The following is a 24,724-nucleotide window of genomic DNA, read 5'->3' as shown; positions in this document are numbered from 1 at the left end:
CGCCATTCGTTCGAACGGCGTGAAAACCCATTATCCGCGCGGCAGAGCTTCGATAAATTCGACCGGCTCGCCCTGATGCGGGTTCACGATTTCCGCATCCCACATCACCTTGATGCCGCGAACGATTGTCCCGACCGGCCAGCCGGTGACGGTCTTGCCGTGGTAAGGCGTCCAGCCAGCTTTTGAGCCTGCTTGTTCATGCGTGATGGTTTCGCGGCGCTTCATGTCCACAATGGTCAGATCAGCATCATAGCCGACAGCGATGCGGCCCTTGCGCGACATGCCGAAAATACGGTTCGGGCCGTGGCTCGACAGATCAACAAAGCGTTCCAGCGAGAGTTTGCCCGCATTCACATGGTCGAGCATGATTGGCACCAGCGTCTGCACGCCGGTCATGCCGGATGGCGAGGCCGGATAAGGCTTCTGTTTTTCTTCCAGCGTATGCGGGGCATGGTCGGAGCCCAGCACATCGACGATACCCTGATCGATACCCTTCCAGATGCCGTCGCGGTGGCGTTTGTCGCGCACCGGCGGGTTCATCTGGATGAGATTGCCCAGCGTCTTGTATTCATCGGCGGAAAGCGTCAGGTGATGCGGGGTTGCTTCGCAGGTCGCAACATCCTTATGCGCTTGCAGAAAGTCGATTTCCTCAGCCGTGGAGATATGCAGCACATGAATGCGTGCGCCGGTTTCATGCGCAATGCGCACCAGACGTTCCGTGCATTGCAGCGCGGCAATTTCATCGCGCCAAACCGGATGGCTGGACGGATCGCCCTGCACGCGAAAACCTTCGCGCTGCTTGAGGCGGAATTCGTCTTCCGAATGGAAGGCAGCGCGGCGGCGTGTACTTTTCAGGATGGAGCGAACACCGTCATCGTCTTCAACCAGCAGATCGCCGGTCGAGGAACCCATGAATACCTTGATACCAGCGGCGCCCGGAAGGCGCTCCAGTTCGGCAACGTCCTTCGCATTGTCGCGTGTGCCGCCAACCCAAAAGGCGAAATCGCAATGCATGCGGTGGCGTCCGCGACGAATTTTGTCTTCCAGCGTTTCGACGGTCGTGGTCAGCGGCTTGGTGTTCGGCATTTCAAAGACAGCCGTAACCCCGCCCAGCACGGCGGCGCGGGAACCGGTTTCCAGATCCTCCTTATGCTCCAGACCCGGCTCGCGGAAATGAACCTGGCTGTCCACGACGCCCGGCAGGATATGCAGGCCGGTGCAGTCGATCACTTCTCCCGCCGACGCCTGCCCCAGAGAACCGATAGCGGCAATACGCCCGTTGCGAATACCGATATCGCGCTGCCCGGTGCCGTCATGATTGACGAGGGTTGCGCCTTTCAGAATCGTGTCGAACGTCTCGGCCATTGTGCTCTCCTACGCTGCTGATGGGACTTGCGAGCCTTTCCAATGGGGATTACGTAACGAAGGCGCGAAACGCAAGGAAGAAGCGATGACAACGGCAGCCGAAACGATCAATCTTTCCAACAGAGCACTGGTCCACATCACCGGCGAAGACGCGGAAACGTTTTTGCAAGCCGTGATCACGACCAATCTGGACAAGCTCGGCCCAGACGAAGCCAAGCCGGGTGCGCTGCTGACGCCGCAGGGGAAGATCCTGTTCGATTTCCTTGTCTCGCGTATTGAAAACGGCCTGCGCTTCGACATGCCCGCAAGCATTGCAGCTGATTTCTGCAAGCGCATGACATTCTATCGCCTGCGCGCCAAAGCGGAAATTACACAATTGCCGGAATCACTTGTCAGCGTTTCCTGGCAAACTGATTCCGCTCCTTCACAAGATGATTCAACAAAGCGCGATTCCCGCTTTCCGGCTGAGCTGAACGTGCTTCGCACCTATGGTCAGGCCGGTGAAAATGCCGACGCATCGGCTTGGACGAAGCTGCGCGCCGAATATGGTATCGCAGAAGGCGAAGCCGATTTTGCCTATAGCGATGTGTTTCTGCATGACGTCAATTTCGACCAGATCGGCGGCGTCACCTTCCCGAAGGGATGCTTCATCGGACAGGAAGTCGTCTCGCGTATGCAGCATCGCGGCAAACCGCGACGCCGGGTTCTGGTCGCCAAGTCGGAAGGCAATCTGCCGCCGCTCGGCACACCTATTACGGCAGACGGACGTGAAGTCGGCAATCTCGGCAGTTCTGCAAATGGCGTTGGCATCGCGCTTGTGCGCATCGACCGCGTCAAGGATGCAATGGATGCAGGTACGCCCCTGCTCGCTGGCGAAACACCGCTAGAACTGAGCCTCCCGCCTCATGTTCGGTTCGGCTTCCCGGAAATCGAAGCAGGCAACGCCTGATGGCGGCGGCGGATCAATCATCCGGCAAAGCGCGCGCCTGGCAACGCATGCTGTCGGGCCGCAGGCTGGACCTGCTCGACCCCTCGCCGCTCGATGTGGAAATCGAGGATATTGCGCATGGCCTCGCCCGTGTGGCGCGCTGGAACGGGCAGACTGTCGGCGAACATGCGTTTTCCGTCGCCCAGCACTCCCTGCTGGTGGAAGAGATATTCAATCGCCTCGTGCCCGATGCAAGCGTCGAATGGCAAATCCTGACGCTGCTGCATGATGCGCCGGAATATGTCATCGGCGACATGATCTCGCCGTTCAAGGCGGTGATGGGCGGCAATTACAAGCTGATTGAAACACGTCTGCAAACCGCCATTCATCACCGCTTTTCCCTGCCTGCAACATTGTCGGCAAAGCTGAAACCGCTGGTAAAACGTGCCGATCAGATTGCCGCGTTTTTCGAAGCCACGCGACTGGCCGGTTTCAGCGAAGGGGAAGCCATCAAATATTTCGGTCGCCCGCGCGGCTTCGATCCAGCCAATCTGGACCTTACCCCACGCCCGACGCAAAGCGTGCAGAGCGATTTTCTGGCGCGCTTCGCCTTGCTGGAAGAAAAGCGCAAGAGCGGCTCATGACGCTGATCGCCGTCAGCCCCCTCTCCCAACTGGCTCTACAGCTTGAGCATCATCGGCCAAGCCATGTCGTAACGCTGACCAGCGGGGAAGTTCCTGCATTGCCGGAAAGCGATGCTATGCGGCGTCTGGTGCTGACATTCAACGACATTACCGAACCGCGCGAAGGCATGGTCGCGCCGGATGCAAGCCACGTGCAAGCCTTGCTCGGCTTTGTGCGCGCATGGCCCAAAAACGCGCCGCTGCTCATCCATTGCTATGCGGGCATTTCCCGTTCAACCGCAGCCGCCTATATCGCGGCCCTAGCGCTCAATCCGCAAAGCGACGACGCAGGGCTGGCAAACGAATTGCGGAAGCGGTCGCCTTCCGCCACGCCGAATATCCGCCTGATCGAGATTGCAGATGAGATTCTGGGACGTAATGGTCGGATGGCTGCTGCGATCCAATCGATCGGTCGCGGTGCGGAAGCCTTTGAAGGTGAAGTTTTCAGCCTGCCTGTCCGCGTTTGAGCGCATTTAAAAAACCCCCACGGGAATCGGGCGGCGTCTGCGCACGCGGTTCCCAGACATGGCGCAGGAAGAAATAACCCGTCATCTTGAAGGCCTGGTCGATGTCGTCAAACGACGATGCACGCACTGCCGTGTCATTGACGAAAGCAGGCAGGGCCAAAAGCTTGTCGGCCCAAGGCGCGCCAGCCTCGCGACAAACGGCACGGCCGGATTTCGGCGAGACATAGATCAGCTCTTCACGGCGGCCCGTGGCGGCGCATTCCTTGAGATCTAGGCCGAAGCCCAGCTCTTCCAGCATCATGACTTCGAACCGCAGCAGCAATTCGCCGGACGCGAGCGGATCGTCAAAATGCTCGATGATCAGCCGCAGCGTTTCATAAAGGCCGCGATGGGCGTCGCGTTCCGGCAAGAGCCGCAAATGCGAGGCCGCAAGCTGGATGCCATAAAGCGCGACAGGCGTTTCAATGAGCCGGGCTGCGGCAAAGCCCAGCGGCTCAATAGTGAAACTGCCCATATGCTCGTCCAGCCGCGCCCACCATCCGATATCGACATGGTTGCCGGGCTGGAGCAGCGGCTGCATGCGGCGAGATCGCCCGCCGCGCACCATGCCCAGATGTCGGCCATGTTCACGGGTCATCACTTCGACAATGGCGCTGGTTTCACCATGACGACGTGTGCCGAGAATTATGCCTTCATCATGCCATTCCATAGAGGTCAGTTTTGATTGTCAGGTTGGGAAATCAAGTCCCATTTCGCGATAGCGCTCGGGATCATTGCCCCAGTTTTCGCGCACTTTCACGAACAGGAACAGGTGAACCGTCTGTTCGAGAATTTCCGAGATTTCCTTGCGCGCCGACTGGCCAATCGCCTTCACCGTCTCGCCCTTGTGACCAAGCACGATCTTCTTCTGGCTTTCGCGCTCGACATAGATGACCTGCTCGATACGAACCGAGCCATCCTTGCGCTCTTCCCAGCGTTCCGTTTCCACGGTCGAGGCATAGGGAAGTTCTTCATGCAGGCGCAGGTAAAGCTTCTCGCGGGTGATTTCGGCTGCGAGCTGGCGCATCGGCATGTCGGAAATCTGGTCTTCCGGATAATACCACGGGCCGTTCGGCACGTTTTCAGCCAAATATTTCGCCAGATCCTTGCAGCCCGAACCATTCAATGCCGAGATCATGAATGTCTGATCGAAGGTCACCAGTTCATTGGCCTTCTGTGCCAGCGTCAGCAGAACCGGCGGATCGACGCGGTCCACCTTGTTCAGCACCAGCACCTTCTTCTGGCGCACATTCTTCAGGCTTTCCAAAAGCGCTTCGGCATTCTCATTGAGACCGCCCTGCGCGTCCAGCAGAACCAGGATGATATCCGCATCCTTCGCACCGCCCCAGGCGGTGGTGACCATGGCGCGGTCGAGCCTGCGCTTCGGGCGGAAGATGCCGGGGGTGTCGACCAGAACGATCTGGGCCGGCCCCTCGATGAAAATGCCGCGCACCAGCGCGCGTGTTGTCTGCACCTTGTGCGTGACAATCGATACTTTCGTGCCCACGAGCTGGTTGACCAGTGTGGATTTCCCCGCATTTGGCGCCCCGATCAGCGCAACAAAGCCCGAGCGGGTCTGCCCGGTTTCCGTTTCGCTTTCTGTCGGTGTCGTCCGATTATTCATTGTCCATCCTTCCAGACGATATTTTTATAGAGCGTGATCCCCTTGGCACGCCCGCCTCCCGTGCGACCTGTCGTCATTACAACGAAATTTGTCGCAATCGATCGATTATAACCGATCTCGATTGAAAAAACGTGAGTTCTTGCGTCATATAGTTTCGTCGCGCTTCCACACGCCTTGGCGGTAGAGCATGGCCTCTGCAGCACTCTGTTCGGCGATGCGCTTGGAGCGCCCTTCACCGTTTTCCGGCGCAAAGCCTTTCACCTGAACTTCGACCACGAAAAGCGGGTCATGGTCCGGGCCGCTGCGGCTCAAGACCGAATAGGACGGGTGCACATTGCCCTGCTGATGCGCCCATTCCTGCAATTCCGTCTTGGCATCGCGGCGCCCTGCGCCGGTCTCCAGCGACCGTTTCTTCCAATAACGCTTAATGAAGGAGCGCGCGGCTTCAAGGCCGCCGTCGAGATAGATCGTCGCGATCAGCGCTTCCACGACATCGGCGCGCACATTCATGAGGCGCTTGTCGTTCAGCGATTTGATATCGGAGCCGGTGTGAATGAAATTGGCGAGACCGATTTCGTCGGCAATCGCCGCACAGGTTTCGGCATTGACGAGCGCATTGAGGCGCACCGACAATTCGCCTTCGGAAGCCTCGGGAAATGCCTCAAACAGCATTTCTGCGACAGCGAGCCCCAGCACACGGTCGCCGAGAAATTCCAGCCGCTCATAATTCGCCCGCGATGGGGCCTGTACACTTGAATGCGTGAGCGCACGTTCCAGCCGTTTCAAATTAAGAAAACGGTGTCCTGTGCGCTCTTCCAGAATGGATGCTGCCTGCCCTGCGGAAACCATCTCAGTTTCCGGTGATGGCCGTGTGGGGCGCAGCATTCACAGAACTGAACAGACGGCTGAAACGCACATCGGTCGGCCATTTCCAGATTTCCAGCGGGCTGGCTTTGTCCGCGATGGAGAAGAAAATAATATTGGCGCGACCGACGAGGTTTTCGAACGGCACATAGCCGACGCCGAAGCGGCTATCGAGGGAGTTGTCGCGATTGTCGCCCATCATGAAATAATGACCGGCTGGCACTTCGAAGACGCGGGTATCGTCGCCGATGGAATTGGGTGCAAGATCAAGCGTGTCGTAGGTCACGCCATCCGGTAACGTCTCACGATAGACCTCGACCGGACGGTTTTCTTCCGTCACATCGGGATTGTCGATGGTGCCGATGCGGTCGCGCTTGACCGGCTGGTCGTTGATATAAAGCACACCACCGCGCATCTGCACGCGGTCACCCGGCAGGCCGATCACACGCTTGATGTAATCAACGGACGTGTCGCTCGGCAGCTTGAAAACCACCACGTCGCCGCGCTTCGGTTCCGCGCTCCAGATACGTCCCGAAAAAAGGTCGAGACCAAAAGGCAGCGAAAAGCGCGAATAGCCATAGGCATATTTCGACACGAACAGATAATCGCCTTCCAGAAGCGTCGGGCGCATCGAGCCCGATGGAATGCTGAATGGCTGGAAAAGAATGGTGCGGATCACCAGCGCCAGCAGCAGCGCCTGCACGATAACGCTGATGGTTTCGCCGAGGCCGCCGGACTTCTTGGTTTCACTCTTGCTGGACACGCTCATTGTCTCTCCGCTTGCGATAACGCGATCTAATAACCGCTAAGATTGCGTGAGGCAATCCGCGCACTGCTTTCTCGCACGATTATGAGCAGGAGTTTACCTGTCACAATCCCAACAAGTTTCGTGTAGGCTACCAAAACCGCTCAAGCCGGTTCCGGCAACGCCTCGATGATCACGAAAGCCTGCGCGAGAGGAAAATCATCGGTAATTGTCAGATGTATGGCAGCGCGTGTTCCCCGCGGCAGGAGTTTCTGCAACTGGGTGGCGGCTCCGCCCGTCAGATGCATGGTGGGCTTGCCGGAGGGAAGGTTCACCACCCCCATGTCGCGCCAGAACACACCGCGCGCAATGCCGGTGCCGAGTGCCTTGGCGCAGGCTTCCTTGGCGGCGAAGCGCTTGGCATAGGATGCAGCCCGCTGCTGGCGGCCATCCGATTTCTTCTGTTCGATTTCGGTATAAACCCGATTGCGGAAGCGGTCGCCGTGCCGCTCAAGCGCTTTTTCGATACGCCGGATATCGATAAGGTCACTGCCTATTCCGACGATCATGTTTGCTGCAGCCCCCGTTCGCCGTGCAGCCTGTGCTTTTCAGCCAGTCGCTCCACACGACGACGGCGAAAGCCCGAGACAGCATAGCGTGTCACAAAATAGACAAGCACGGCGCAGGCTGCGCCCAGAATTGTCGAACCGAACAGCATCGGCTTCAGAAGCGGCGTCCAGATTTCATCGAAATGCATCGTTTCGAGAGCACGGCCAAAATGCACAGGCGGCGCAGCATCCACACTGCCATTCATGATGAAGCGGCCCAGTTCGAACGTGCTTCCCCAGATGAAAGGCAATGTCAGCGGATTGGCCAGCGTGGTGCCGATGGCGGCAGCTGCAATATTTCCTGCCAGAAAATAGGCAAGCACAATCGCAATGATCAGATGAAAGCCGAAGAACGGGGTGAATGCCGAGAAGACGCCCACGGCCAGGCCCGCCGCCACCGCATGCGGCGACGCGGTGATGCGCAGAATCCTCTTGCCCCCGTACTTGAAAGAACGGGAAAAGGAGCGACGCGGCCAGAGCATAAGTCTCAGGCGCTCGCGTCGGGTCAGCGGATTTCGGCGTTGGAACAACATGGGCTCTTAATACTGCTCTCCTCGAGCGGAAACAATTGCTTTTATTAGATCATCCTATCGATCATGCATCGCGGTATTCTGTCGGCGCCAGCTCTGGTTTCGGCTGGTAATGACGAGGGGATACGCCCAGCATGCGGCGAAACATTGTCGTAAAGGCCGAAACACTGTCATAGCCGAGATCGAGCGCCACGCTGGTTACGGCTTCTCCTTCCGAAAGCCGGGGAACGGCGGCGAAGAGACAGGCCTGCTGACGCCACACCGAAAGGCTCACCCCTGTCTCGCGCTGGAAATGCCGGGTAAAGGAGCGCCTGCTCATGGCAAGCCTGTCCGCCCAGTCATCGATTGTGACGCGCGAAGATGGGTTCTTGACAAAGTCGCGACAGAGCTTTTGCAAGCGCGGGTCGTTCGGAATGGGCAGTCCAAGCGACCTTTGCGGCAGCGTATGCAGATCACGCAGGATCAGTTCGATAACCAGCGCGTCGCGGCTGCCCGCTTCCGGTATGCTGTCGATCATGGTCGCATCGATGATGAGACAGCGCATCAGATCGGTCAGCCCCACGACATGCAGATAGTCGGGCACGCCGGATACGGCATCGGTGCTGATATAGATCGAGCGCATATAGACATCGCCGACGATCTCGACCGAATGCTCGATGCCAGCCGGTATCCACATGGCATGATCGCCGGGGATCATCCAGCGACCGGCATTGGTTGTAACCAGAACGACGCCCTGCGAAGCACACAACAGCTGCGCACGCGAATGGCTGTGGAGCGGTACGAAATAGCCGTCGGGATATTTCGTCGGAAGCGCCACTACCGGCCCGGTCATGGTCTCCAGCATCGCCACGCGGTCTTCGTGGAATCTTTGCAGTTCCTCGCTCTCGGGTAAGAAAAGACGTGATGGCGATGGCGGCTTCATCTCAAATTCGTTCTTAAACAGCTTAGCTTGGCCCACTCTGACAAGTAATGGACCAAATCACGAAAGCGGGCGGCGAGCAATATGCTTATGAAGAGAGAACTGGAGAGTACGCTTGACGAAATCTCCTTTCGGAATGGCATCCAAACGCTCCTTTTCTTTCCAATATGCGGGAAGGTTGGAACGAAAGACGGATACTTCTTATAAAATGCGTTTGATCTGATTGAATTGGGTCGGCGCTCTGCACGTTTATTTTAACGCACATCTTATCCGAAAACCGCTGATGCTTTTCGGGATGTGTTCGAGGAGTCGCATTATGAGCATGAGTGCTGCGCAGCAGCCGTCCAACAGCGGTGCGGACAATACGGTCCTCACCATCATATTGGCCACAAGCATGGGCCACTTCCTGAACGACATGATGCAGTCGCTCCTTCCGGCCATCTATCCGATGCTGAAGGACAATTACAGCCTGTCCTTCTGGCAGATTGGTCTTCTCACCTTCACTTTCCAGATGACGGCATCCATTTTGCAGCCACTCGTCGGCATCTATACCGACCGCAAGCCGATGCCTTATTCGCTGTCTTTCGGCATGGGCTGCACGCTCGTCGGCCTCGTGCTGCTGGCGACCGCGCATCATTATTCGGTACTGCTGATGGGCGCGGCCTGCGTCGGCTTCGGCTCGTCCGTTTTCCATCCGGAAGCATCGCGGGTTGCACGACTGGCATCGGGCGGCAAGCACGGTTTCGCACAATCGCTGTTTCAGGTGGGCGGGAACTTCGGTTCGTCAATCGGCCCGCTGCTTGCGGCATTCGTCGTGCTGCCCTTCGGCCAGATCAGCGTTTCGTGGTTCTCGATCGCGGCTTTGGCGGGCATGTTGCTGCTCTGGTATGTCGGTAACTGGTATAATCGCTATCGTCTGGCCAATGCCCGCAGGGCGCAACCTGACAAGACGCTGCCGCTGCCGCGCAACCGGGTAATCGCCACGGTGGCCGTGCTCGCGCTGCTGATCTTCACCAAATATATCTACATGGCGAGCCTGACGAGCTACTACACCTTCTACACGATCCACCATTTCGGCGTGTCGGTGCAGACCTCGCAGATCCTGCTGTTCCTCTTCCTCGGCGCTGTGGCCGCGGGAACGATATTTGGTGGCCCGATCGGTGATCGCATCGGAACGCGCAAAGTGATCTGGGTGTCGATCCTCGGCGTTTTGCCCTTCACTCTGGCTTTGCCTTACGCAAATCTTGAGATGACGGCTGTGCTGACGGTGATCATCGGCTTCATCCTGGCCTCGGCCTTCCCTGCCATCGTGGTCTTTGCGCAGGAACTGCTTCCGGGACGTGTGGGCATGGTGTCCGGTCTGTTCTTCGGCTTTGCCTTCGGCATGGCTGGCATCGCAGCCGCAGTTCTTGGCATCGTCGCCGACCGCAAGGGCATCGAGTTCGTCTATACGATCTGCTCATATCTGCCATTGCTCGGCCTTCTGACCGTCTTCCTGCCAAAGCTGGAAAAGAACCGCAAAGCGAAAGCCTGAGCCCGAACTTGAAAAGCGCTCCCCCGAAGAGGGGGAGCGCCGCACGTCCCCCAACGGCGGCGCTCCCATGCCACTGACCTTTTGACGGCCCGGTACAGCGGCATCTCCAGAACGGTTCCTCGGAACCGCTCGATCAAATGCAGATCACACGGCGAAGCTGAAGCCTTGCACCGTTTCCCTGCGAAATTCATCAAAGGCCGCCGCGACGAGGCGGATCAGCGGCTTGCCGTCTTCAGTAGCGCGGATGAGGCTGCCCTTCACTTCGACCAGACCATCGGCGACCAGCGGGCGCAGCAAGGCGAGTTCATCAGAGAACTCCATACCCGGCGCCACATCATCGAGATCGACCTCAAAATTGCACATGAGCGCGGTGATGATTGCTGAACGGAGCCGGTCGCTTTCGCGCATCGTATAGCCGCGCACCGTGGCAAGCTCGCCCGCATCGACGGTCTTGCGATACTGCCCGATATCGGGAATGTTCTGCGCATAGCCGCCCGGAAATTGCGAGATGGAGGACGGCCCAAAACCGATCAGGGTCTGGCTTCGATCCGTGGTATAGCCCTGGAAATTGCGGTGTAGCAGACCCTTGCGGGCAGCAACGGCCAGCGCATCGTCCGGCAAGGCATAGTGATCAATACCCACCGGCTCGTAGCCGAGAGCGGAAAAACATTCGGCGACCACACGCGACTGCGCAAAGCGCGCTTCAGCGTCGGGCAGTTGGCTCGCATCGATCAGTCGCTGGTTGGCGCGGCGCTGCGGCAGATGTGCATAACCATAGCAGGCAACGCGGTCCGGACGTAGCGCGGCAACCGTCTCGCAGGTGCGGCGCAGACTGTCCACCGTCTGCATCGGTAGACCATAGATGAGATCGAAATTGATTTTCTCGATGCCCTCACCGCGCAAAAGCCATGTGGCTTCCGACACGGTTTCCATCATCTGCACCCGGCCAATGGCCTTTTGCACACGAATATCGATATCCTGGACACCAAGGCTGGCGCGGTTGACGCCCATGAAAGCCAGCGTCCTGACGAGGTCCGGCGTGACCGAACGCGGATCAAGCTCAATGGCATGCTCCATCGTCGGCGCAAATTCGAACACCGAGCGCAGCGCTGTGATAATTTCCAGAAACTGGGAAGAATTCAGGATCGAAGGCGTTCCGCCGCCCCAGTGCAGATGGGTGACGCGCGGACGGCCGGTCAGCACATGGCCCACCGTTTCGATTTCGTTCAATAGCGAATGATAGAAACTCTCGACGACATCGTCGCGTATGGCGACCTTGGCGTGGCAGCCACAATAATAGCAGAGCTGCTTGCAATAAGGCACATGGATGTAGAGTGAGGTGCCCTCGCCCGGGCCAATCTGGCGAAGCCAGCGATGCGCAGTCTCGGATGCGAAGGGAACGAAATCGGCAGCCGTCGGAAAGGACGTATAACGCGGAACAGCAAGTGCAGCGTAACGCTTTATCGCTTCTTCATGCATGGCGCACCCACCTCGCGCGGCGCGCGGACTGGCGAAGCTCGGCCAGTGCGAATGGAGACGCCGATGCCTGAACCGGAATTGCAGCCTGCAGGACTGGACGGCATGATGCGGCACGGTATACCGCATGAATGACAGCCAATGTTGCAGTGACCAGCCACAAGAGCACCCGTCTTTCTCCCCATTTACCGCGCGGCCGTCCCTTTTGTAGCCGCATCAATCTTTATGGTAGAAATTACAGGGCAACGCGGCACCCCGCATTGATTTGAATCAACGGGTGACGATGAATGAGCAGAGTATTGGGAGCTGGAGAATTTTCAGCAGAAGTGCTGCACGCCTATACGGTGAAATCAGCGCACCGGACTGATTTCAGGCCCAGCTTCGATCAGGCAGAATATACGCTAAAACAAAGAATTAGAGCGATTACAACAGATCGACTTTAGACAGTTTTAAAGTGCGTCGAAATCCATGCCCGCAACAGCTGCAAGCGAACGGCGCGACAGAATTTCGACCGTATTGGCGTCGATGAGCTGGATCAGGCCCTGGCTCTTCAGCTTGGTGAAGCTTCGGCTCACCGTTTCGATGGTAAGCCCCAGATAATCCGCGATATCCGTACGGTTCATCGACAGATGCACCGGATTGGAGCGTTCACCGCGCTTTTCGGCGCGGGAGGACAGAACCAGCAGGAAGCTCGCAAGTTTTTCCACCGGCGCAAGACGACCGAGCACGAGCTGGTTGTCGCGCGCGGTGCGCAGTGCAGCCCGCGTCATCTGGTGCAGCCTTTCCTTGAGCTTTGGAAAGCGCTCCATCAGATTTTCCATTTCCTTCGTGGAGAAGGCACACAGGACCGAAGGCACCACTGCTTCCGCCGACTGCGAATAGACATCATCGTCGGCAAGACCGAGATAATCGCCGGGAAACAGGAAGCCCGCAATCTGGCGGCGCCCATCCGGTAGAGAGGTATAGATGCGCAACATACCGGACGTCAGGCTGAAGACCCGCCCCTTCAGCTCACCCTCCTCGACCAGCATCTCGTTCGCATCCAGCCTTTTGGACGTCATGATCGCTTCCAGCGCACCAAGATCGCCGTCGTCGAGCGCAGCACAAACCGCCATACGGCGCACATCGCAGTCGACACAGATGCCGCACGGCGCGCGAAAAGGCGATTTCGGATCGAAAACTAAAGGTGCTACAGCCACGATGGATTCCTGTCGGCGAGAACTGATCGGACTCTTCTATCAACCATCTAGATTACGTAAATAAAAGGCCCCACGTAAAGGGGAATCTCACCGCAGAGCTTTAATAGCCCTGCGGCATCAACACTTATATTATATCCAGCCAGAAAGTCTTTTAATATACAACGTTTCTAAAGAACTTCCCGGCAAGAAATAACCGTCAAATATTGCGGCTGCCCGGCTTGATGGCCGGGATTGCCGCCAGTTCCGGCGGCAGATTATCGGCGGGGTAAGCTGGCACTTCATATTCCGCAAGCGCGATCAGCTTGGTGCCAACATCAGCCTTGCCCGCCGACCGGTCAACGATGCAGGCCGCAGCAACAACCTCGATGCCCAGCTCCTTCATGCAGTCGATGGTTTCGCGGATCGACAGGCCGGTCGTCACGATATCTTCCACGATCACCACGCGCGCGCCCTTGGGCACATCGAAGCGGCGCAGGCGGAAAACGCCGTTTTCGCGTTCGACCCAGACCGACGGCACACCCAGATGGCGCGACGTTTCATAGGACGGGATAAGACCGCCAATGGCCGGCCCGACCACATAGTCGATGGGACCGAGATTGGCCGTCTTGATCTTTTCTGCCAGCGCCTTGCACAGCTTTTCCGTCTTGTCGGCATGCATGAACACACGCGCCTTCTGAAGGAAAATAGGGCTGCGAAGGCCGGAAGTGAGAATGAAATGGCCTTCGAGGATCGCTCCCGCTTCGCGGAAGACGGCAAGCACGCCTTCGGTGTTCATTTTGGTCCTATCCGTTCACGCGCTTGGCGCCGCTGACGCTCGCGCTTTCTTTCAATTGGGAAATGATGCGGTTGAGGTGCTTCAAATCCCACACCTCGACGTCGATGATCATTTCGGTAAAGTCCGGTGCGGTGCGCACCATAGAGAGATTGTGAATATTGGCGTCGTTGGCCGCAACAATCTGGGCGATTTCCGCCAATGAGCCCGGCGAATTGATCGCCGAGACGCTGACGCGAGCCGGAAAACGCTCATGCATCGTCTCATCGATATCCCAACGCACATCGATCCAGCGTTCCGGCTGATCGTCATAGGCGGTCAGCGCCGGTGACTGGATCGGATAGATCGTGATACCGGCGCCAGGCTGGAGAATGCCGACAATACGGTCACCCGGCACCGCACCTTCCGGCGCAAAGCGCACCGGCAGATCGGAATTGGTGCCACGGATTGGCAGAGCACGCTTGCCCGGCTTCGTCGCGGTTTCCTGATCCTTGCCCTTATCGGCCTCGGAGCCTTCGCTGCCTTCGGGAACCTTGAAGATCATCCCGGCAGCATTTTGAATGTTGAACCAGCCTTTTTCGCCGGTCTTGGCGGGGTTGTTCTGCGTTGTGACACGCGTATCCTGATAGTCTGGATAAACGGCCTTCACCACATCGGTGGACGGCAACTCTCCGCGTCCGACGGCGGCCAGCACGTCTTCCACATCCTTGCGCGCCAGACGCGGCAGGCCCGGCTTCAGGATATCCTTGCTGAACGGCTTTCCGGCGCGTTCGAAGGCGCGTTCGAGAATACGCATGCCCAGGCCGGAATATTGCTTGCGAACGGCGGAGCGGGTCGCGCGGCGGATCGCAGCGCGCGCCTTGCCGGTCGCAACCAAAGATTCCCAGGCCGCAGGCGGCACCTGCGCCTTGGAGCGGATGATATCCACTTCGTCACCGTTCTTCAGCTCTGTCATCAGCGGCATGATACGCCCGTTGACCTTGGCACCAACACAGCTGTCACCGATATCGGTGTGCACGGCATAGGCGAAATCAATGGGCGTCGCACCGCGTGGCAGTGCAATCAGCCGACCTTTCGGCGTGAAGCAGAAAACCTGATCCTGAAACAGTTCCAGCTTGGTATGTTCCAGAAACTCTTCAGGATTGTCGCCTTCGGAAAGCTGCTCGATGGTCTGGCGCAGCCAGGCATAAGCGTTGGTTTCCGTCGAGATCGCGTGCGGATTGTTGGCACTGCCGCGATCCTTATAGATCGAATGCGCCGCCACGCCGAACTCGGCGATTTCATCCATCGCACGGGTGCGGATTTGCAGTTCGATACGCTGGCGTGACGGACCGATAATGGTGGTGTGCAGCGAACGATAGTCGTTCTGCTTCGGCGTTGAGATATAATCCTTGAACCGCCCCGGCACCATCGACCACGTCGTATGGATCAGCCCCAGCGCCCGATAGCAATCCTGTACCGTATCGACCATGACACGAAAACCGAAAATGTCGGAAAGCTGCTCGAAGGACAGACCCTTGGTTTCCATCTTGCGGAACACCGACCACGCCTTTTTCTGGCGGCTCTTGACGCTGGCCTTGATGCCGTTCTTCTCGAAAATCTCGGACAGGTCCTTTTCGATCTTCTGCAGAAGACCGCGGTTCTTTTCCAGAAGTTCAGCCAGACGGTCCGTAACCGCGCGCCATGCATCGGGATTGATATAGCGGAAAGCCAGCTCTTCCAGCTCTTCGCGCATGTCCTGCATACCCATGCGGCCAGCGAGCGGCGCATAGATATCCATGGTTTCTTCGGCAATGCGCAGGCGCTTGTCCTCGCGCATGACGCCGAGCGTGCGCATATTGTGCAGACGGTCGGCAAGCTTGACCAGAAGCACGCGCACATCTTCGGCGATGGCCAGAAGCAGCTTGCGCAGGTTTTCCGCCTGCACGGCCTTCTTGGAAACCAGATCGAGCTTCTTGAGCTTGGTCAGTCCTTCGACGAGCTTGCCGATTTCCGGTCCGAACAGCTGGTCGATTTCCTGACGGGTCGCGGTGGTGTCTTCGATGGTGTCGTGCAGAAGCGCGATGGCGATCGTCGCCTCATCCAGATGCATGTCCGTGAGGATGGCCGCGACTTCGAGAGGATGAGAGAAATAAGGGTCGCCGGAAGCACGTTTCTGGCTGCCATGTTTCTGCATGGCATAGACATATGCCTTGTTGAGAAGCGCCTCGTTAACATCCGGCTTGTATCGCTGCACACGCTCCACAAGCTCATACTGGCGCATCATCTACGACAACTCCCTCAAACCAACGCCGGGTGGTTCGCGGCCACACCGCAACACAATCACACCCCAACCGAGCACAACTTCGCAAATTATCGAGTGTTTTGCGAGCTTTAGCACCGACTTTCTGCCAACAGGATTAATTTCAGACAGAAATCAATTTCCTGCAAGCCGCCGCAGCGATCATTTTATGTTCACGCGCGTAAAAATACGCGCCGCGGCCTGATGAGCCGCAGCGCGTGTATAAAAAGGCAACCCGAAAGCAGATTAGAAGTCGTCGTTCTTTTCCGGAGCGACCAGACCTTCGATACCGGCCAGAAGCTCTTCTTCCGACATGCGGTCGAAAGACACAATGTCTTCCTCGGCAGCATCGGCAATGCCTTCAGCCAGTTCGTCGGACGACGACGTGATCTGGGCAGGAGCGGCAGCTTCCGGTTCATCCACTTCCACATGCTTCTGCAGCGAGTGGATCAGGTCTTCCTTCAGATCGTCCGGCGAAAGCGTTTCGTCGGCGATTTCGCGCAACGCAACGACGGGGTTCTTATCATTGTCGCGGTCGACAGTGATCGAAGCGCCCTGGGAAATCTGGCGGGCGCGATGACCGGCGAGCAGAACCAGCTCGAATCGGTTCTCGACTTTGTCTACGCAGTCCTCAACAGTGACGCGGGCCATACACGGTCCCTTTCATTTTCGAACTTTAAACGGATTTTTTTCAGCACATAACGCCTGTCGGGCGAAATTACAAGCCAAAGCGGGATTACAGGCGTTAAATAGCCTTAATCCGTTCATATACCCTCGATTTTTAACGATATACCGCATAATATCTCATCGCATTTCAAAATGGAACAATATTAAGCAGACCAAAATTCGTTCTCATATCGAAATTGCTACATTAGGTAAATTAGCTCACTAAAATAACAACCTATGGTTGCTTGTTTTTCTATAATATGTCCTTAGAAACGCTATAAACGCTATTGGTAGAAATATTTCGCCAGCCGACGTTTGTGAAACAAATCTGAATACGCGGTCGACGGTCCACACTCCCGTTAGGCTGTAGAGTGGATATATTGCACGATGTTCGATTCTCGTGAAAAAATTGCGCTTTTTATTGACGGCGCCAATTTATACGCAGCATCCAAGACCCTGGGCTTTGACATCGATTACCGCAAGCTTCTGAAGGCGTTTCAGAAGCGCGGTTATTTGCTGCGCGCTTATTATTATACGGCGCTTGTTGAAGATCAGGAATATTCCTCAATCCGCCCACTGATCGACTGGTTGGATTATAACGGTTACAAGGTGGTCACCAAGGCCGCCAAGGAATTCACCGATTCGACCGGTCGCCGCAAGGTCAAGGGCAATATGGACATCGAACTCACCGTCGATGCCATGCAGCTGACTGACACGGTTGATCACTTCGTCATCTTCTCCGGCGACGGCGATTTCCGTTCGCTCGCAGAAGCCCTGCAGCGCAAGGGCCGCAAGGTTTCCGTCGTTTCGACGCTGACGACCCAGCCCGCGATGATCTCCGATGAACTGCGCCGTCAGGCCGATCATTTCATCGATCTTGTTTCGCTGAAAGCTGAAATCGGTCGTGACCCTTCGGAACGCGCCCCGCGCCGCCAGGACGACGATCTCGAAGAGAATTATTGATATCGGTCAGGGTTCGATCCATGCACCAGCATGAATTTTGAGCCCTCCCGACGAGCGATCCACTCTTCTATCTGAATCAAAAAGAGCGCCTGACGGCGCTCTTTTTCTTTGGAAAGCGATCAGCCCCGGTCGCGGAGCAAGCGGGCCTTTTCGCGGCCCCAGTCGCGCTTCTTTTCCGTCTCGCGCTTGTCATGATTCTTTTTACCGCGCGCCACGGCGAGTTCCAACTTCGCGCGTCCACGATCATTGAAATAGAGCTTCAGCGGAACAACCGTCATACCGTCGCGCGATACGGAGTTGAACAGGCGCGATGCTTCGCGGCTGCTCACCAGAAGCTTCCGCAAACGGCGCGGCTCGTGGTTGAAGCGATTGCCCTGCGTATATTCCGGAATATAAGAGTTGATCAGCCAGAACTCGCCATTCTCGAAGCTGGCATAGCTTTCAGCGATATTCGATTGATTGGCGCGCAGGGACTTCACCTCGGTGCCGGTCAAAACCAGACCAGCCTCGAGCGTGTCCAAAATCTCGAAATTGAAGCGCGCCTTGCGGTTTTCCGCGATGATCTTGCGTGCAGGGGAATTCTTCGGCTTGTTCATAACTGCACTATATAATGTGTTGCATTTAAAATGAAAACGCTCCGCGACGGCGGGAGCGTAAAAATCAGCAGCTTGCAATTCTTTTAACGAGCAGCCACGCTAATGCCTGCTCAGTTGATGAGACCTGCATGCTTCATGGCGTGATCGATCTTCTCCGCCGTCGAAGCTTCGACCTGCACCATTGGCGAGCGCAGGCTGTTTTCGACGCGCCCAAGACGCGACAACGCATATTTCGGGCCAGACGGGTTCGGCTCGATGAACAGCGCCTTGTGCAGCGGCATCAGACGGTCCTGCAGTTCCAGCGCCTTGGCGAAATCGCCAGCCTGGCAGGCATCCTGAAACTCGGCGCATAGACGCGGCGCGATGTTCGACGTCACCGAAATGCACCCTACCCCGCCATGGGCGTTGAAGCCGAGCGCGGTCGCATCCTCGCCCGAAAGCTGGATGAAATCCTTGCCGCAGGTGCCACGCTGTTCTGAAACGCGCTCGATCTTGCCGGTCGCGTCCTTCACACCGATGATGTTCTTGTGATCGCGCACCAGAGCGCCCATCGTTTCCGGCGTCATGTCGATGACCGAACGGCCCGGAATATTGTAGATGATGAGCGGAATGGAGATCGAACGCGCAACCTGCGAGAAATGTTCGTAAAGTCCACGCTGGGTCGGCTTATTGTAATAAGGTGTAACCACCAGCACGGCGTCGGCGCCAGCCTTTTCCGCATGCTGCGCGAGTTCAATCGCCTCCACAGTATTGTTCGAGCCGGCCCCCGCAATAACCGGCACACGACCGGCGGCCACTTCGATGCAGACCTCGATGACGCGCTTGTGCTCGTCATGGGAAAGCGTCGGCGTTTCGCCGGTGGTGCCAACGGGAACCAGACCTTTGGTGCCCTCTTTTATCTGCCAGTCAACGAATGCACGAAAAGCTTTTTCATCGAACGCTCCTTCACGATCGAATGGCGTGACAAGCGCGGTAATTGAGCCCTTCAGCATCAGTAACTCCTGAAAAAGATAGACAGAACCTCAAACCGCAGGGGCGCTCGACCTCATATGCGGTTTGCGGAGGCGTTGAACAATAGTCTTGCAGCACGAATGGAGCAAGCACATTGCAAGCGGAAAACAGGGGTATTACGGCAGATTTGCGACGAAAATTCCGGCTTTATTCCAATGTTATCTTCGCTCATCCCGACAGCCCGTAAAGCCCGGTATTCCGCATGGCCGTTTCGCCGCCGTTTGCACTATCTTATAAAGCTTTTATTAATCATAGTTTCATTCCTTGGGGCCTATCCTTGACGACAAAATATGCGGGCGAAATGAAAGGCTAACAAAAGCCGAATTTTGCTAACATATTTTGCAGCAACCAAGTCCCGGCTGGCCGGATTTTTGTTTCAGAGTGCGGATGTCCAAAGAAGTCGTAGCGATCAGTATCAGACGAAAAGCCCTGCTTGCAGGATGCCTTATTGCGGTTGCCGTGCAGCCGTCGGCGTCGTTTGCGCAGTCGTCACTGCCGAACCAAGTGCCGACCCCGCTCGCGCGCCCGTTTGCGCCTGCCGCAGCACCGTCTCCAGCGTCGCCGATGAATCTGGTGACGCCAACGCCGCGTCCCACACCGCCCGATCCGGTTATCACCTCGTCATTCAGCCGCGTGGAAAACCCGGCGGCCATTGGCGGCACGCTGAAAAGCGGGCTTGATGCGCTTTATTCGAAAGATGTTGCAAGTGCGGTTGCCTTTCGCAACGGCATGCCACGCGGTTCGCTCGACCGGCAGATTCTGACCTGGGCCATTGCGACCTCGGGCGTCGAAGGCGTCACCAGCAGCGAAATCGCCGCTGCGACTGCCGAACTGCCCGGCTGGCCCGGCATTTCCACGCTTCAGCGCAATTCTGAACGCGCTCTATTCAAGGAAAACCCGCCTGCGGGAACCGTCATGGCGGCATTTGGCAGCCGTCGCCCGGTGACTACCGAAGGCATGATCGTGCTCGCTCGCGCCTATGTCGGTATCGGCAATCCCGGCAAAGCCCGCGAACTCCTGTCTCCCTGGTGGGCAACGCAGCGCCTCTCGTCTGAAGACGAGCAGAAAGTGTTGAAGGAATTCAACGGCATCCTGACACGGGAAGACCATCAGCGGCGTTTTCTGCGCGCGATCTATAATGACCGTATGGCATCGGCAAAACTGCTTGCCGGTCCCGCGCAGGCCCAGTCGCTGTATAATGCTTTTGCAGCCGTCTCGCAGAAATCGCCCACCGCAGCGGCGACGATTGCCGCCGTGGACCGTTCATGGCAGGCGAATGCGGCCTATCAGTTTTTGAAGATTCGCTATCTGCGTCGCACTGAGCGCTATGATGACGCGACCGAGTTGATGCTGAAAGCGCCGCGTCAGGCAGCCATGCTGGTCGATCCGGACGCATGGTGGACCGAACGACGTATTCTGTCGCGCGAGTTGCTCGATCTCGGCAAGCCGCAACTGGCCTATAAGGTAGTCGCGGCCCATGCAGCCGAATCGCCAGCGGTTGCCGCCGAAGCGGAATTTCATGCTGGCTGGTATGCGCTCCGCGCGCTCAAGCAACCCAAGACTGCCGCACCGCATTTCGCCAGAATTGCCGAAATCTCCGCCCGTCCAATTTCCGCGTCCCGCGCCTATTATTGGCTCGGACGCGCTGCGGATGCGGGAAGCGGCGGCAATGCCCGTGATTTTTATCGTCGCTCGGCCCATTTCGGCACGACATTCTATGGCCAGCTTTCCACAGCCAAGCTGGATGAAAAGGCGCCGGAACTGATCTATCCGAAGCCGACCGAGACGGATCGCGCGCGCTTTGCCAACCGCCATGCGGTGCAAGCCATCAAACGTCTCGAACAAATCGGTTATGCCACCAAGGCGACATCCATCTATATGCAGCTTTCGCAGGAACTCGACAGTGTCGGCGAACTGGCTTTGCTGGCCGTCATGGCAGAGCGCAACGAGAACCATTATCTGGCACTGCGTGTCGGCAAAACCGCAGCCCTGCGCGGGCTGGATGTGGGTGCGCTTTCGCATCCGCTCGGCGCCATTCCGGCCAGCGCCAATATCAGCGGCTCGGGCAAGGCGCTTGCCTATGCCATCGCGCGTCAGGAAAGCGAGTTCAATGTCGGCGCAGTTTCGAAGGCCGGCGCACGCGGACTGTTGCAGCTGATGCCTGCGACCGCCAAGAGCGTCGCAACGCGCAACGGCATGCCCTTCTCTGCACCGCGCCTCACGAGCGACGCAGGCTATAACGCGACGCTCGGCGCGCATTTCCTGGGTGAACAGCTCGACCGTTTCAACGGTTCTTATGTGCTGACTTTCGCCGGATATAATGCTGGACCGCGCCGCGCTTCGGAATGGGTCGAGAAATATGGCGATCCGCGCGGCCAGTCGATTGAAGAGGTCGTGGACTGGATCGAGCGCATTCCCTATTCGGAAACGCGCAATTATGTGCAGCGCGTGATGGAAAATTACGAGGTCTATAAAGCGCGCCTGACCGGTTCCGCCGATATTGAAACCGATCTGGTTTACGGGCGCCGCTAGAGCGGTTCCGATTATGCGTCGGATTTTTTCGTAGGCTTTGCTTTCGGCTTGGCTGGAGCCTTCCTGGCTCTGGCTGGCCGTTTGGCCGCTGGCTTGATCGTGGTCTCCACAAGCCTTTCTGCCTGGCCGATCCAGTTTTCGCGCACGATTCGGCGCGGGAACCCTATGTGACGTTCGACCCATGCAGCTTCCTCATCCGACCAGTTTGCGATCTGGTCATAATGATAGACGCCAAGCCCATTCAGAATCGATTGAATAGCCTTGCCTATTCCGCCGATCGCGGTCAGTTCGTCTGCCTTGCCTTCGCGCGGCGCATCCAGCAGTTCCGGGCGGCCCGGATCATCCGGCACACTCTGTTCTTCCGGTTGGAACGGCTGCACCGGCAGCGGCCCGCCAACGACTTCGGCATCCGGCACAGGCGCTTTCTTCGGCGCGCTCGCCTTTGCGGGCTTCTTGTCTTTCGCAAGCGGTGCGGTCACCGCCTCTTTCACAGGCGCAGGCTGAACCAGCTCCGGCTTCTCATCCACGGCTGGTGCCGAAAGCGCAGCCGCGACGATTGTGCGTTCCTCGTCGGTCATGGCCTTGTTCTTGCGTCGGAACAATCTGCCCAGAACGCATCCGACGATAAACGCCACTGCAACAAGGATCGCCAGTTGAATGATCAGCAACGGCATATCGGTTTCCCTCGTATTCTGTACTACGCGCCCTAACCTCTCGATTCGGCGCATTTTATTCTCCAGGCTCGCTTTTGAAGCCCACGCAGTTCGGAATGGCGGCTCTATTTACGACCGCTCAGCCATCCGACAACGATACCGATCAATACCGCCGCGAGAAGAACGGGCCAGAATGTTTCAGCAAGATAAAGCATCAAAACCTGCACTGGGTTTCATAGATCAATTCCAATCCGTCAGTCATAATAAGAAAGCAAAAATTGAAACAGCGAAACTGTCATTTTCGAACAGGAAAGTCGCTGGATTAACCTACCGCAACGGAAGCTTTAATCCGCAGAATCACGGCTCAACCAAATCTGATGCCGCCAGTTTCAAATCGAATGGCAGCGGCTTGGACAAAATATCCGCCATCGACCGATATTGCTCAGCACTGGCCGCCTTCCCTTTTATCGAAAGCGATCCGTCCGTGATCGTTATCTCGCCACCGGCAAGTCCCTTGGTCAAAGAGAGCGCAAACAGCACACCGTCGGAAAATTGTGGCCAACTGCCGCGCGCCAGCGCCATTTCATCGTCGAGCGACAGGCCCGGTGCAGCCGCTTCCGCAGCCTCCATGATGCGGTCGCGCAAGGCGTTCTCCGGGATAGAGCCGGTGAAGACCAAGCCGTCATTGCTCTTCTCTATCTTAAAAACATAAGGCGACGCGGCAGGCAGAACCGATGTGAGGTCGGTGATGTCGTTTACTCCCCACACAGCGCTCAATGCAGCACGTGCAGCATCTTGCGCTGCCGGGTCGGGCGCGATGCCCTTCAGGGTGACATCGCGGCCTTCAATATCAAAACCCGTCCAGACATAGGGCGCCAGCGCTTCGGAGGTGCGGCTGGAAATATCGGTCTGAACACGATCCACGCCGAACCACAGCGCCAGCGCCGTCAGTGTTGCGGTCCACGTTAGCCCCGGCCAGAACCAGCTTTTCATGTCGCCTCACCTTCCGTGTCTGTGATCCGCTTCGTCCGAGCGGCGCATTTCAATAGCTCGTTCGTACAAAGACAGGACATTCCACAAATGCAAGAGCCGTTCGAATCAGAGAACAACAAAAAACCCGGCAGCTGAGCTGCCGGGTTTCCTGTAACCAATCCGTAAAGGATTAGAACGAACGCTGGAAGCGGATGGTGCCGCCGATTGCGTCCTTTTCGGTGATGCCACCGTCATAGGCGCGCCAGTCGTTGCTGAAGCGGGTGTAGTTGATTTCTGGCGTAATGGTGAAGCCAGGAACCAGCTCGTAAGCAACGTTAGCAGCAATTGCGGTCTTGCCCCAATCGTCATGCGCGCCCTGAAGGTTGAAGACAGCCTTGTCGGTTGCCTTGAACTTCAGACCACCCCAGACAGCCCAATCGCCGCCCCACTGGCCGTACATCTGGTCCGGATTTTCTTCCGAAGCGTATGCACCCTGCAACCAAACCGAGAAGCGGTCGGTGATGTTGACGTCGCCACGAACCTTGGCAGCCCACTCTTCGATGACCGAGTCGTAAGCCACGACGCCAGCGATCGAACCCCAGCCGCCAGCATACTTCAGGCCGCCAACAACGTGTGGCATGTAGCCGTCGATTGCGTAGTCGCCAGCGCCCGTAAAGCCACCGTCGTTGTCCGCACCCTGTTCAAGAGCGATCACAGCCGAGAAGCCGTTGCCGCCAGTGAAGGTGTACGAGATCTTGCCCGTGCGGTATGCGCCAGCAGAGACCACGTCATCGTTGATGATGTCGCCGAGGTAACCGGTGAAGGTGTGGAATTCCGACTCATCGATACCGACCTTCAGGCCGCCGAGTTCGATATAAGCGAACTGCATAACGACGTCGGAAGAGTTCGAGCCATAAACGCCGTCTTCACGCGAATTAGCCGAAGCATAGTTGAAGCGGGTTTCGGTGAAGGTCTTCAGCGTGCCGAGTTCGGTTTCCGAAGCGGTCGAGGTGCGGAGCGCGAAACGAGCGCCCTTATCCCAACCTTCACGGTCCTGACCGGAATAGACGTTGTCGCCGCCCTTTACGTCGTAACGGACGTAACCATGGATGCGCAGGCAGGTTTCGGTGCCTGGGATGTAGAAGTAGCCAGCGCCGTATGCGTCGCAAACGCGAACATATTCAACGGCTTCGGGCTCTGGCGCGACGATTGCGTCGGCGGCCTGAGCGCCGGAAGCTGCAACCAGAGCTGCAGCGGAGCCGAGAAGAAGGCTCTTGATGTTCATTTCTGACCTCCA

The 24,724-nt window shown here is 57.4% G+C and carries 24 protein-coding genes; 6 read left to right on the top strand and 18 right to left on the bottom strand.

Annotation, left to right across the window (positions count from 1 at the left end):
- Positions 1-30: 30 nt before the first annotated feature.
- Positions 31-1,365 (bottom strand): dihydroorotase, encoded by a 1,335-nt coding sequence (locus tag HWD97_RS12220; RefSeq protein ID WP_371835068.1) that lies wholly within the window; start codon positions 1,363-1,365, stop codon positions 31-33.
- Here HWD97_RS12220 and HWD97_RS12215 point away from each other — a divergent pair.
- From HWD97_RS12215 to HWD97_RS12205, 3 genes are read left to right on the top strand one after another with little or no spacing between them, the layout of a single operon-like run.
- Positions 1,364-2,314: a folate-binding protein YgfZ gene (locus HWD97_RS12215; RefSeq protein WP_371835095.1), complete on the top strand. Its 951-nt coding sequence runs from the start codon at positions 1,364-1,366 to the stop codon at positions 2,312-2,314. The two genes, HWD97_RS12220 and HWD97_RS12215, sit on opposite strands and share 2 nt — an antisense overlap.
- Positions 2,314-2,937, top strand: coding sequence for an HD family hydrolase (locus HWD97_RS12210; protein ID WP_319080392.1), 624 nt, complete (start codon positions 2,314-2,316; stop codon positions 2,935-2,937). The genes HWD97_RS12215 and HWD97_RS12210 overlap by 1 nt, the downstream gene beginning before the upstream one ends.
- Positions 2,934-3,443, top strand: coding sequence for a tyrosine phosphatase family protein (locus HWD97_RS12205; protein ID WP_371835067.1), 510 nt, complete (start codon positions 2,934-2,936; stop codon positions 3,441-3,443). The genes HWD97_RS12210 and HWD97_RS12205 overlap by 4 nt, the downstream gene beginning before the upstream one ends.
- On the opposite strand, the gene recO is transcribed toward HWD97_RS12205, so the two are convergent.
- The 7 genes from recO to HWD97_RS12170 all read right to left on the bottom strand — a co-directional run bounded on the left by recO (position 3,421) and on the right by HWD97_RS12170 (position 8,775).
- Entirely contained in the window at positions 3,421-4,152 is a 732-nt protein-coding gene (gene recO / locus HWD97_RS12200; protein WP_140024843.1) for a DNA repair protein RecO, read from the bottom strand. The two genes, HWD97_RS12205 and recO, sit on opposite strands and share 23 nt — an antisense overlap.
- Before the next feature lie 18 nt (positions 4,153-4,170).
- The gene (gene era, locus HWD97_RS12195; protein ID WP_140024844.1) at positions 4,171-5,106 is read right to left on the bottom strand and encodes a GTPase Era; all 936 of its coding nucleotides are present in this window, start codon (positions 5,104-5,106) and stop codon (positions 4,171-4,173) included.
- A 144-nt stretch (positions 5,107-5,250) separates the two neighbouring features.
- Positions 5,251-5,955 (bottom strand): ribonuclease III, encoded by a 705-nt coding sequence (gene rnc / locus HWD97_RS12190; RefSeq protein ID WP_121535583.1) that lies wholly within the window; start codon positions 5,953-5,955, stop codon positions 5,251-5,253.
- Between the two features lies 1 nt (position 5,956).
- Positions 5,957-6,739 carry a signal peptidase I gene (lepB, locus tag HWD97_RS12185; RefSeq protein WP_371835066.1) on the bottom strand — a complete coding sequence of 261 codons (783 nt, stop codon included), beginning with the start codon at positions 6,737-6,739 and terminating at the stop codon, positions 5,957-5,959.
- Positions 6,740-6,879: 140 nt separating this feature from the next.
- The gene (gene acpS / locus HWD97_RS12180; protein ID WP_371835065.1) at positions 6,880-7,284 is read right to left on the bottom strand and encodes a holo-ACP synthase; all 405 of its coding nucleotides are present in this window, start codon (positions 7,282-7,284) and stop codon (positions 6,880-6,882) included.
- Complete coding sequence (gene bspA, locus HWD97_RS12175; protein ID WP_109368648.1) at positions 7,281-7,856, bottom strand: type IV secretion system effector BspA; 576 nt, start codon at positions 7,854-7,856, stop codon at positions 7,281-7,283. Before bspA ends, acpS begins: the two co-directional genes overlap by 4 nt.
- Before the next feature lie 61 nt (positions 7,857-7,917).
- Positions 7,918-8,775, bottom strand: coding sequence for a helix-turn-helix domain-containing protein (locus HWD97_RS12170; protein WP_121535574.1), 858 nt, complete (start codon positions 8,773-8,775; stop codon positions 7,918-7,920).
- Positions 8,776-9,088: 313 nt separating this feature from the next.
- Here HWD97_RS12170 and HWD97_RS12165 point away from each other — a divergent pair, with 313 nt between their 5' ends.
- Positions 9,089-10,306, top strand: a complete 1,218-nt coding sequence (locus tag HWD97_RS12165) for an MFS transporter (RefSeq protein ID WP_121535571.1) — start codon at positions 9,089-9,091, stop codon at positions 10,304-10,306.
- 144 nt (positions 10,307-10,450) lie between these two features.
- Here the strand turns inward: HWD97_RS12165 and hemN are convergent, their stop codons facing one another.
- The 5 genes from hemN to rpoZ all read right to left on the bottom strand — a co-directional run bounded on the left by hemN (position 10,451) and on the right by rpoZ (position 16,685).
- Complete coding sequence (hemN, locus tag HWD97_RS12160) at positions 10,451-11,785, bottom strand: oxygen-independent coproporphyrinogen III oxidase (RefSeq protein ID WP_371835064.1); 1,335 nt, start codon at positions 11,783-11,785, stop codon at positions 10,451-10,453.
- A 446-nt stretch (positions 11,786-12,231) separates the two neighbouring features.
- The gene (locus HWD97_RS12155) at positions 12,232-12,897 is read right to left on the bottom strand and encodes a helix-turn-helix domain-containing protein (protein WP_210261576.1); all 666 of its coding nucleotides are present in this window, start codon (positions 12,895-12,897) and stop codon (positions 12,232-12,234) included.
- A 280-nt stretch (positions 12,898-13,177) separates the two neighbouring features.
- The gene (gene pyrE, locus HWD97_RS12150; protein ID WP_109368643.1) at positions 13,178-13,756 is read right to left on the bottom strand and encodes an orotate phosphoribosyltransferase; all 579 of its coding nucleotides are present in this window, start codon (positions 13,754-13,756) and stop codon (positions 13,178-13,180) included.
- Positions 13,757-13,763: 7 nt separating this feature from the next.
- Positions 13,764-16,019 carry a bifunctional (p)ppGpp synthetase/guanosine-3',5'-bis(diphosphate) 3'-pyrophosphohydrolase gene (locus HWD97_RS12145; RefSeq protein ID WP_109368642.1) on the bottom strand — a complete coding sequence of 752 codons (2,256 nt, stop codon included), beginning with the start codon at positions 16,017-16,019 and terminating at the stop codon, positions 13,764-13,766.
- A 261-nt stretch (positions 16,020-16,280) separates the two neighbouring features.
- The gene (gene rpoZ, locus HWD97_RS12140; RefSeq protein ID WP_109368641.1) at positions 16,281-16,685 is read right to left on the bottom strand and encodes a DNA-directed RNA polymerase subunit omega; all 405 of its coding nucleotides are present in this window, start codon (positions 16,683-16,685) and stop codon (positions 16,281-16,283) included.
- A gap of 402 nt (positions 16,686-17,087) precedes the next feature.
- Between rpoZ and HWD97_RS12135 the strand changes: the two genes are divergently transcribed.
- The gene (locus HWD97_RS12135; RefSeq protein WP_109368640.1) at positions 17,088-17,663 is read left to right on the top strand and encodes an NYN domain-containing protein; all 576 of its coding nucleotides are present in this window, start codon (positions 17,088-17,090) and stop codon (positions 17,661-17,663) included.
- Between the two features lie 119 nt (positions 17,664-17,782).
- Here HWD97_RS12135 and smpB read toward each other — a convergent pair whose 3' ends face one another.
- Positions 17,783-18,259 (bottom strand): SsrA-binding protein SmpB, encoded by a 477-nt coding sequence (gene smpB, locus HWD97_RS12130; RefSeq protein ID WP_109368639.1) that lies wholly within the window; start codon positions 18,257-18,259, stop codon positions 17,783-17,785.
- A 110-nt stretch (positions 18,260-18,369) separates the two neighbouring features.
- Entirely contained in the window at positions 18,370-19,251 is an 882-nt protein-coding gene (dapA, locus tag HWD97_RS12125) for a 4-hydroxy-tetrahydrodipicolinate synthase (RefSeq protein WP_109368638.1), read from the bottom strand.
- Positions 19,252-19,657: 406 nt separating this feature from the next.
- Between dapA and HWD97_RS12120 the strand changes: the two genes are divergently transcribed.
- Positions 19,658-21,802 carry a lytic transglycosylase domain-containing protein gene (locus HWD97_RS12120; protein ID WP_371835063.1) on the top strand — a complete coding sequence of 715 codons (2,145 nt, stop codon included), beginning with the start codon at positions 19,658-19,660 and terminating at the stop codon, positions 21,800-21,802.
- Positions 21,803-21,813: 11 nt separating this feature from the next.
- Here HWD97_RS12120 and HWD97_RS12115 read toward each other — a convergent pair whose 3' ends face one another.
- The 3 genes from HWD97_RS12115 to HWD97_RS12105 all read right to left on the bottom strand — a co-directional run bounded on the left by HWD97_RS12115 (position 21,814) and on the right by HWD97_RS12105 (position 24,712).
- Positions 21,814-22,476, bottom strand: a complete 663-nt coding sequence (locus HWD97_RS12115) for a 50S ribosomal protein L21 (RefSeq protein ID WP_371835062.1) — start codon at positions 22,474-22,476, stop codon at positions 21,814-21,816.
- 336 nt (positions 22,477-22,812) lie between these two features.
- Positions 22,813-23,448 (bottom strand): BON domain-containing protein, encoded by a 636-nt coding sequence (locus HWD97_RS12110; protein ID WP_371835061.1) that lies wholly within the window; start codon positions 23,446-23,448, stop codon positions 22,813-22,815.
- Positions 23,449-23,617: 169 nt separating this feature from the next.
- Positions 23,618-24,712 (bottom strand): porin, encoded by a 1,095-nt coding sequence (locus HWD97_RS12105; protein ID WP_121535555.1) that lies wholly within the window; start codon positions 24,710-24,712, stop codon positions 23,618-23,620.
- Between the last annotated feature and the right edge of the window lie 12 nt (positions 24,713-24,724).

Source organism: Ochrobactrum sp. C6C9 (assembly GCF_022627935.1).
In the GTDB taxonomy this organism is placed as follows: domain Bacteria; phylum Pseudomonadota; class Alphaproteobacteria; order Rhizobiales; family Rhizobiaceae; genus Brucella; species Brucella teleogrylli.
This window is presented reverse-complemented; position numbering and strand designations above follow the sequence as displayed.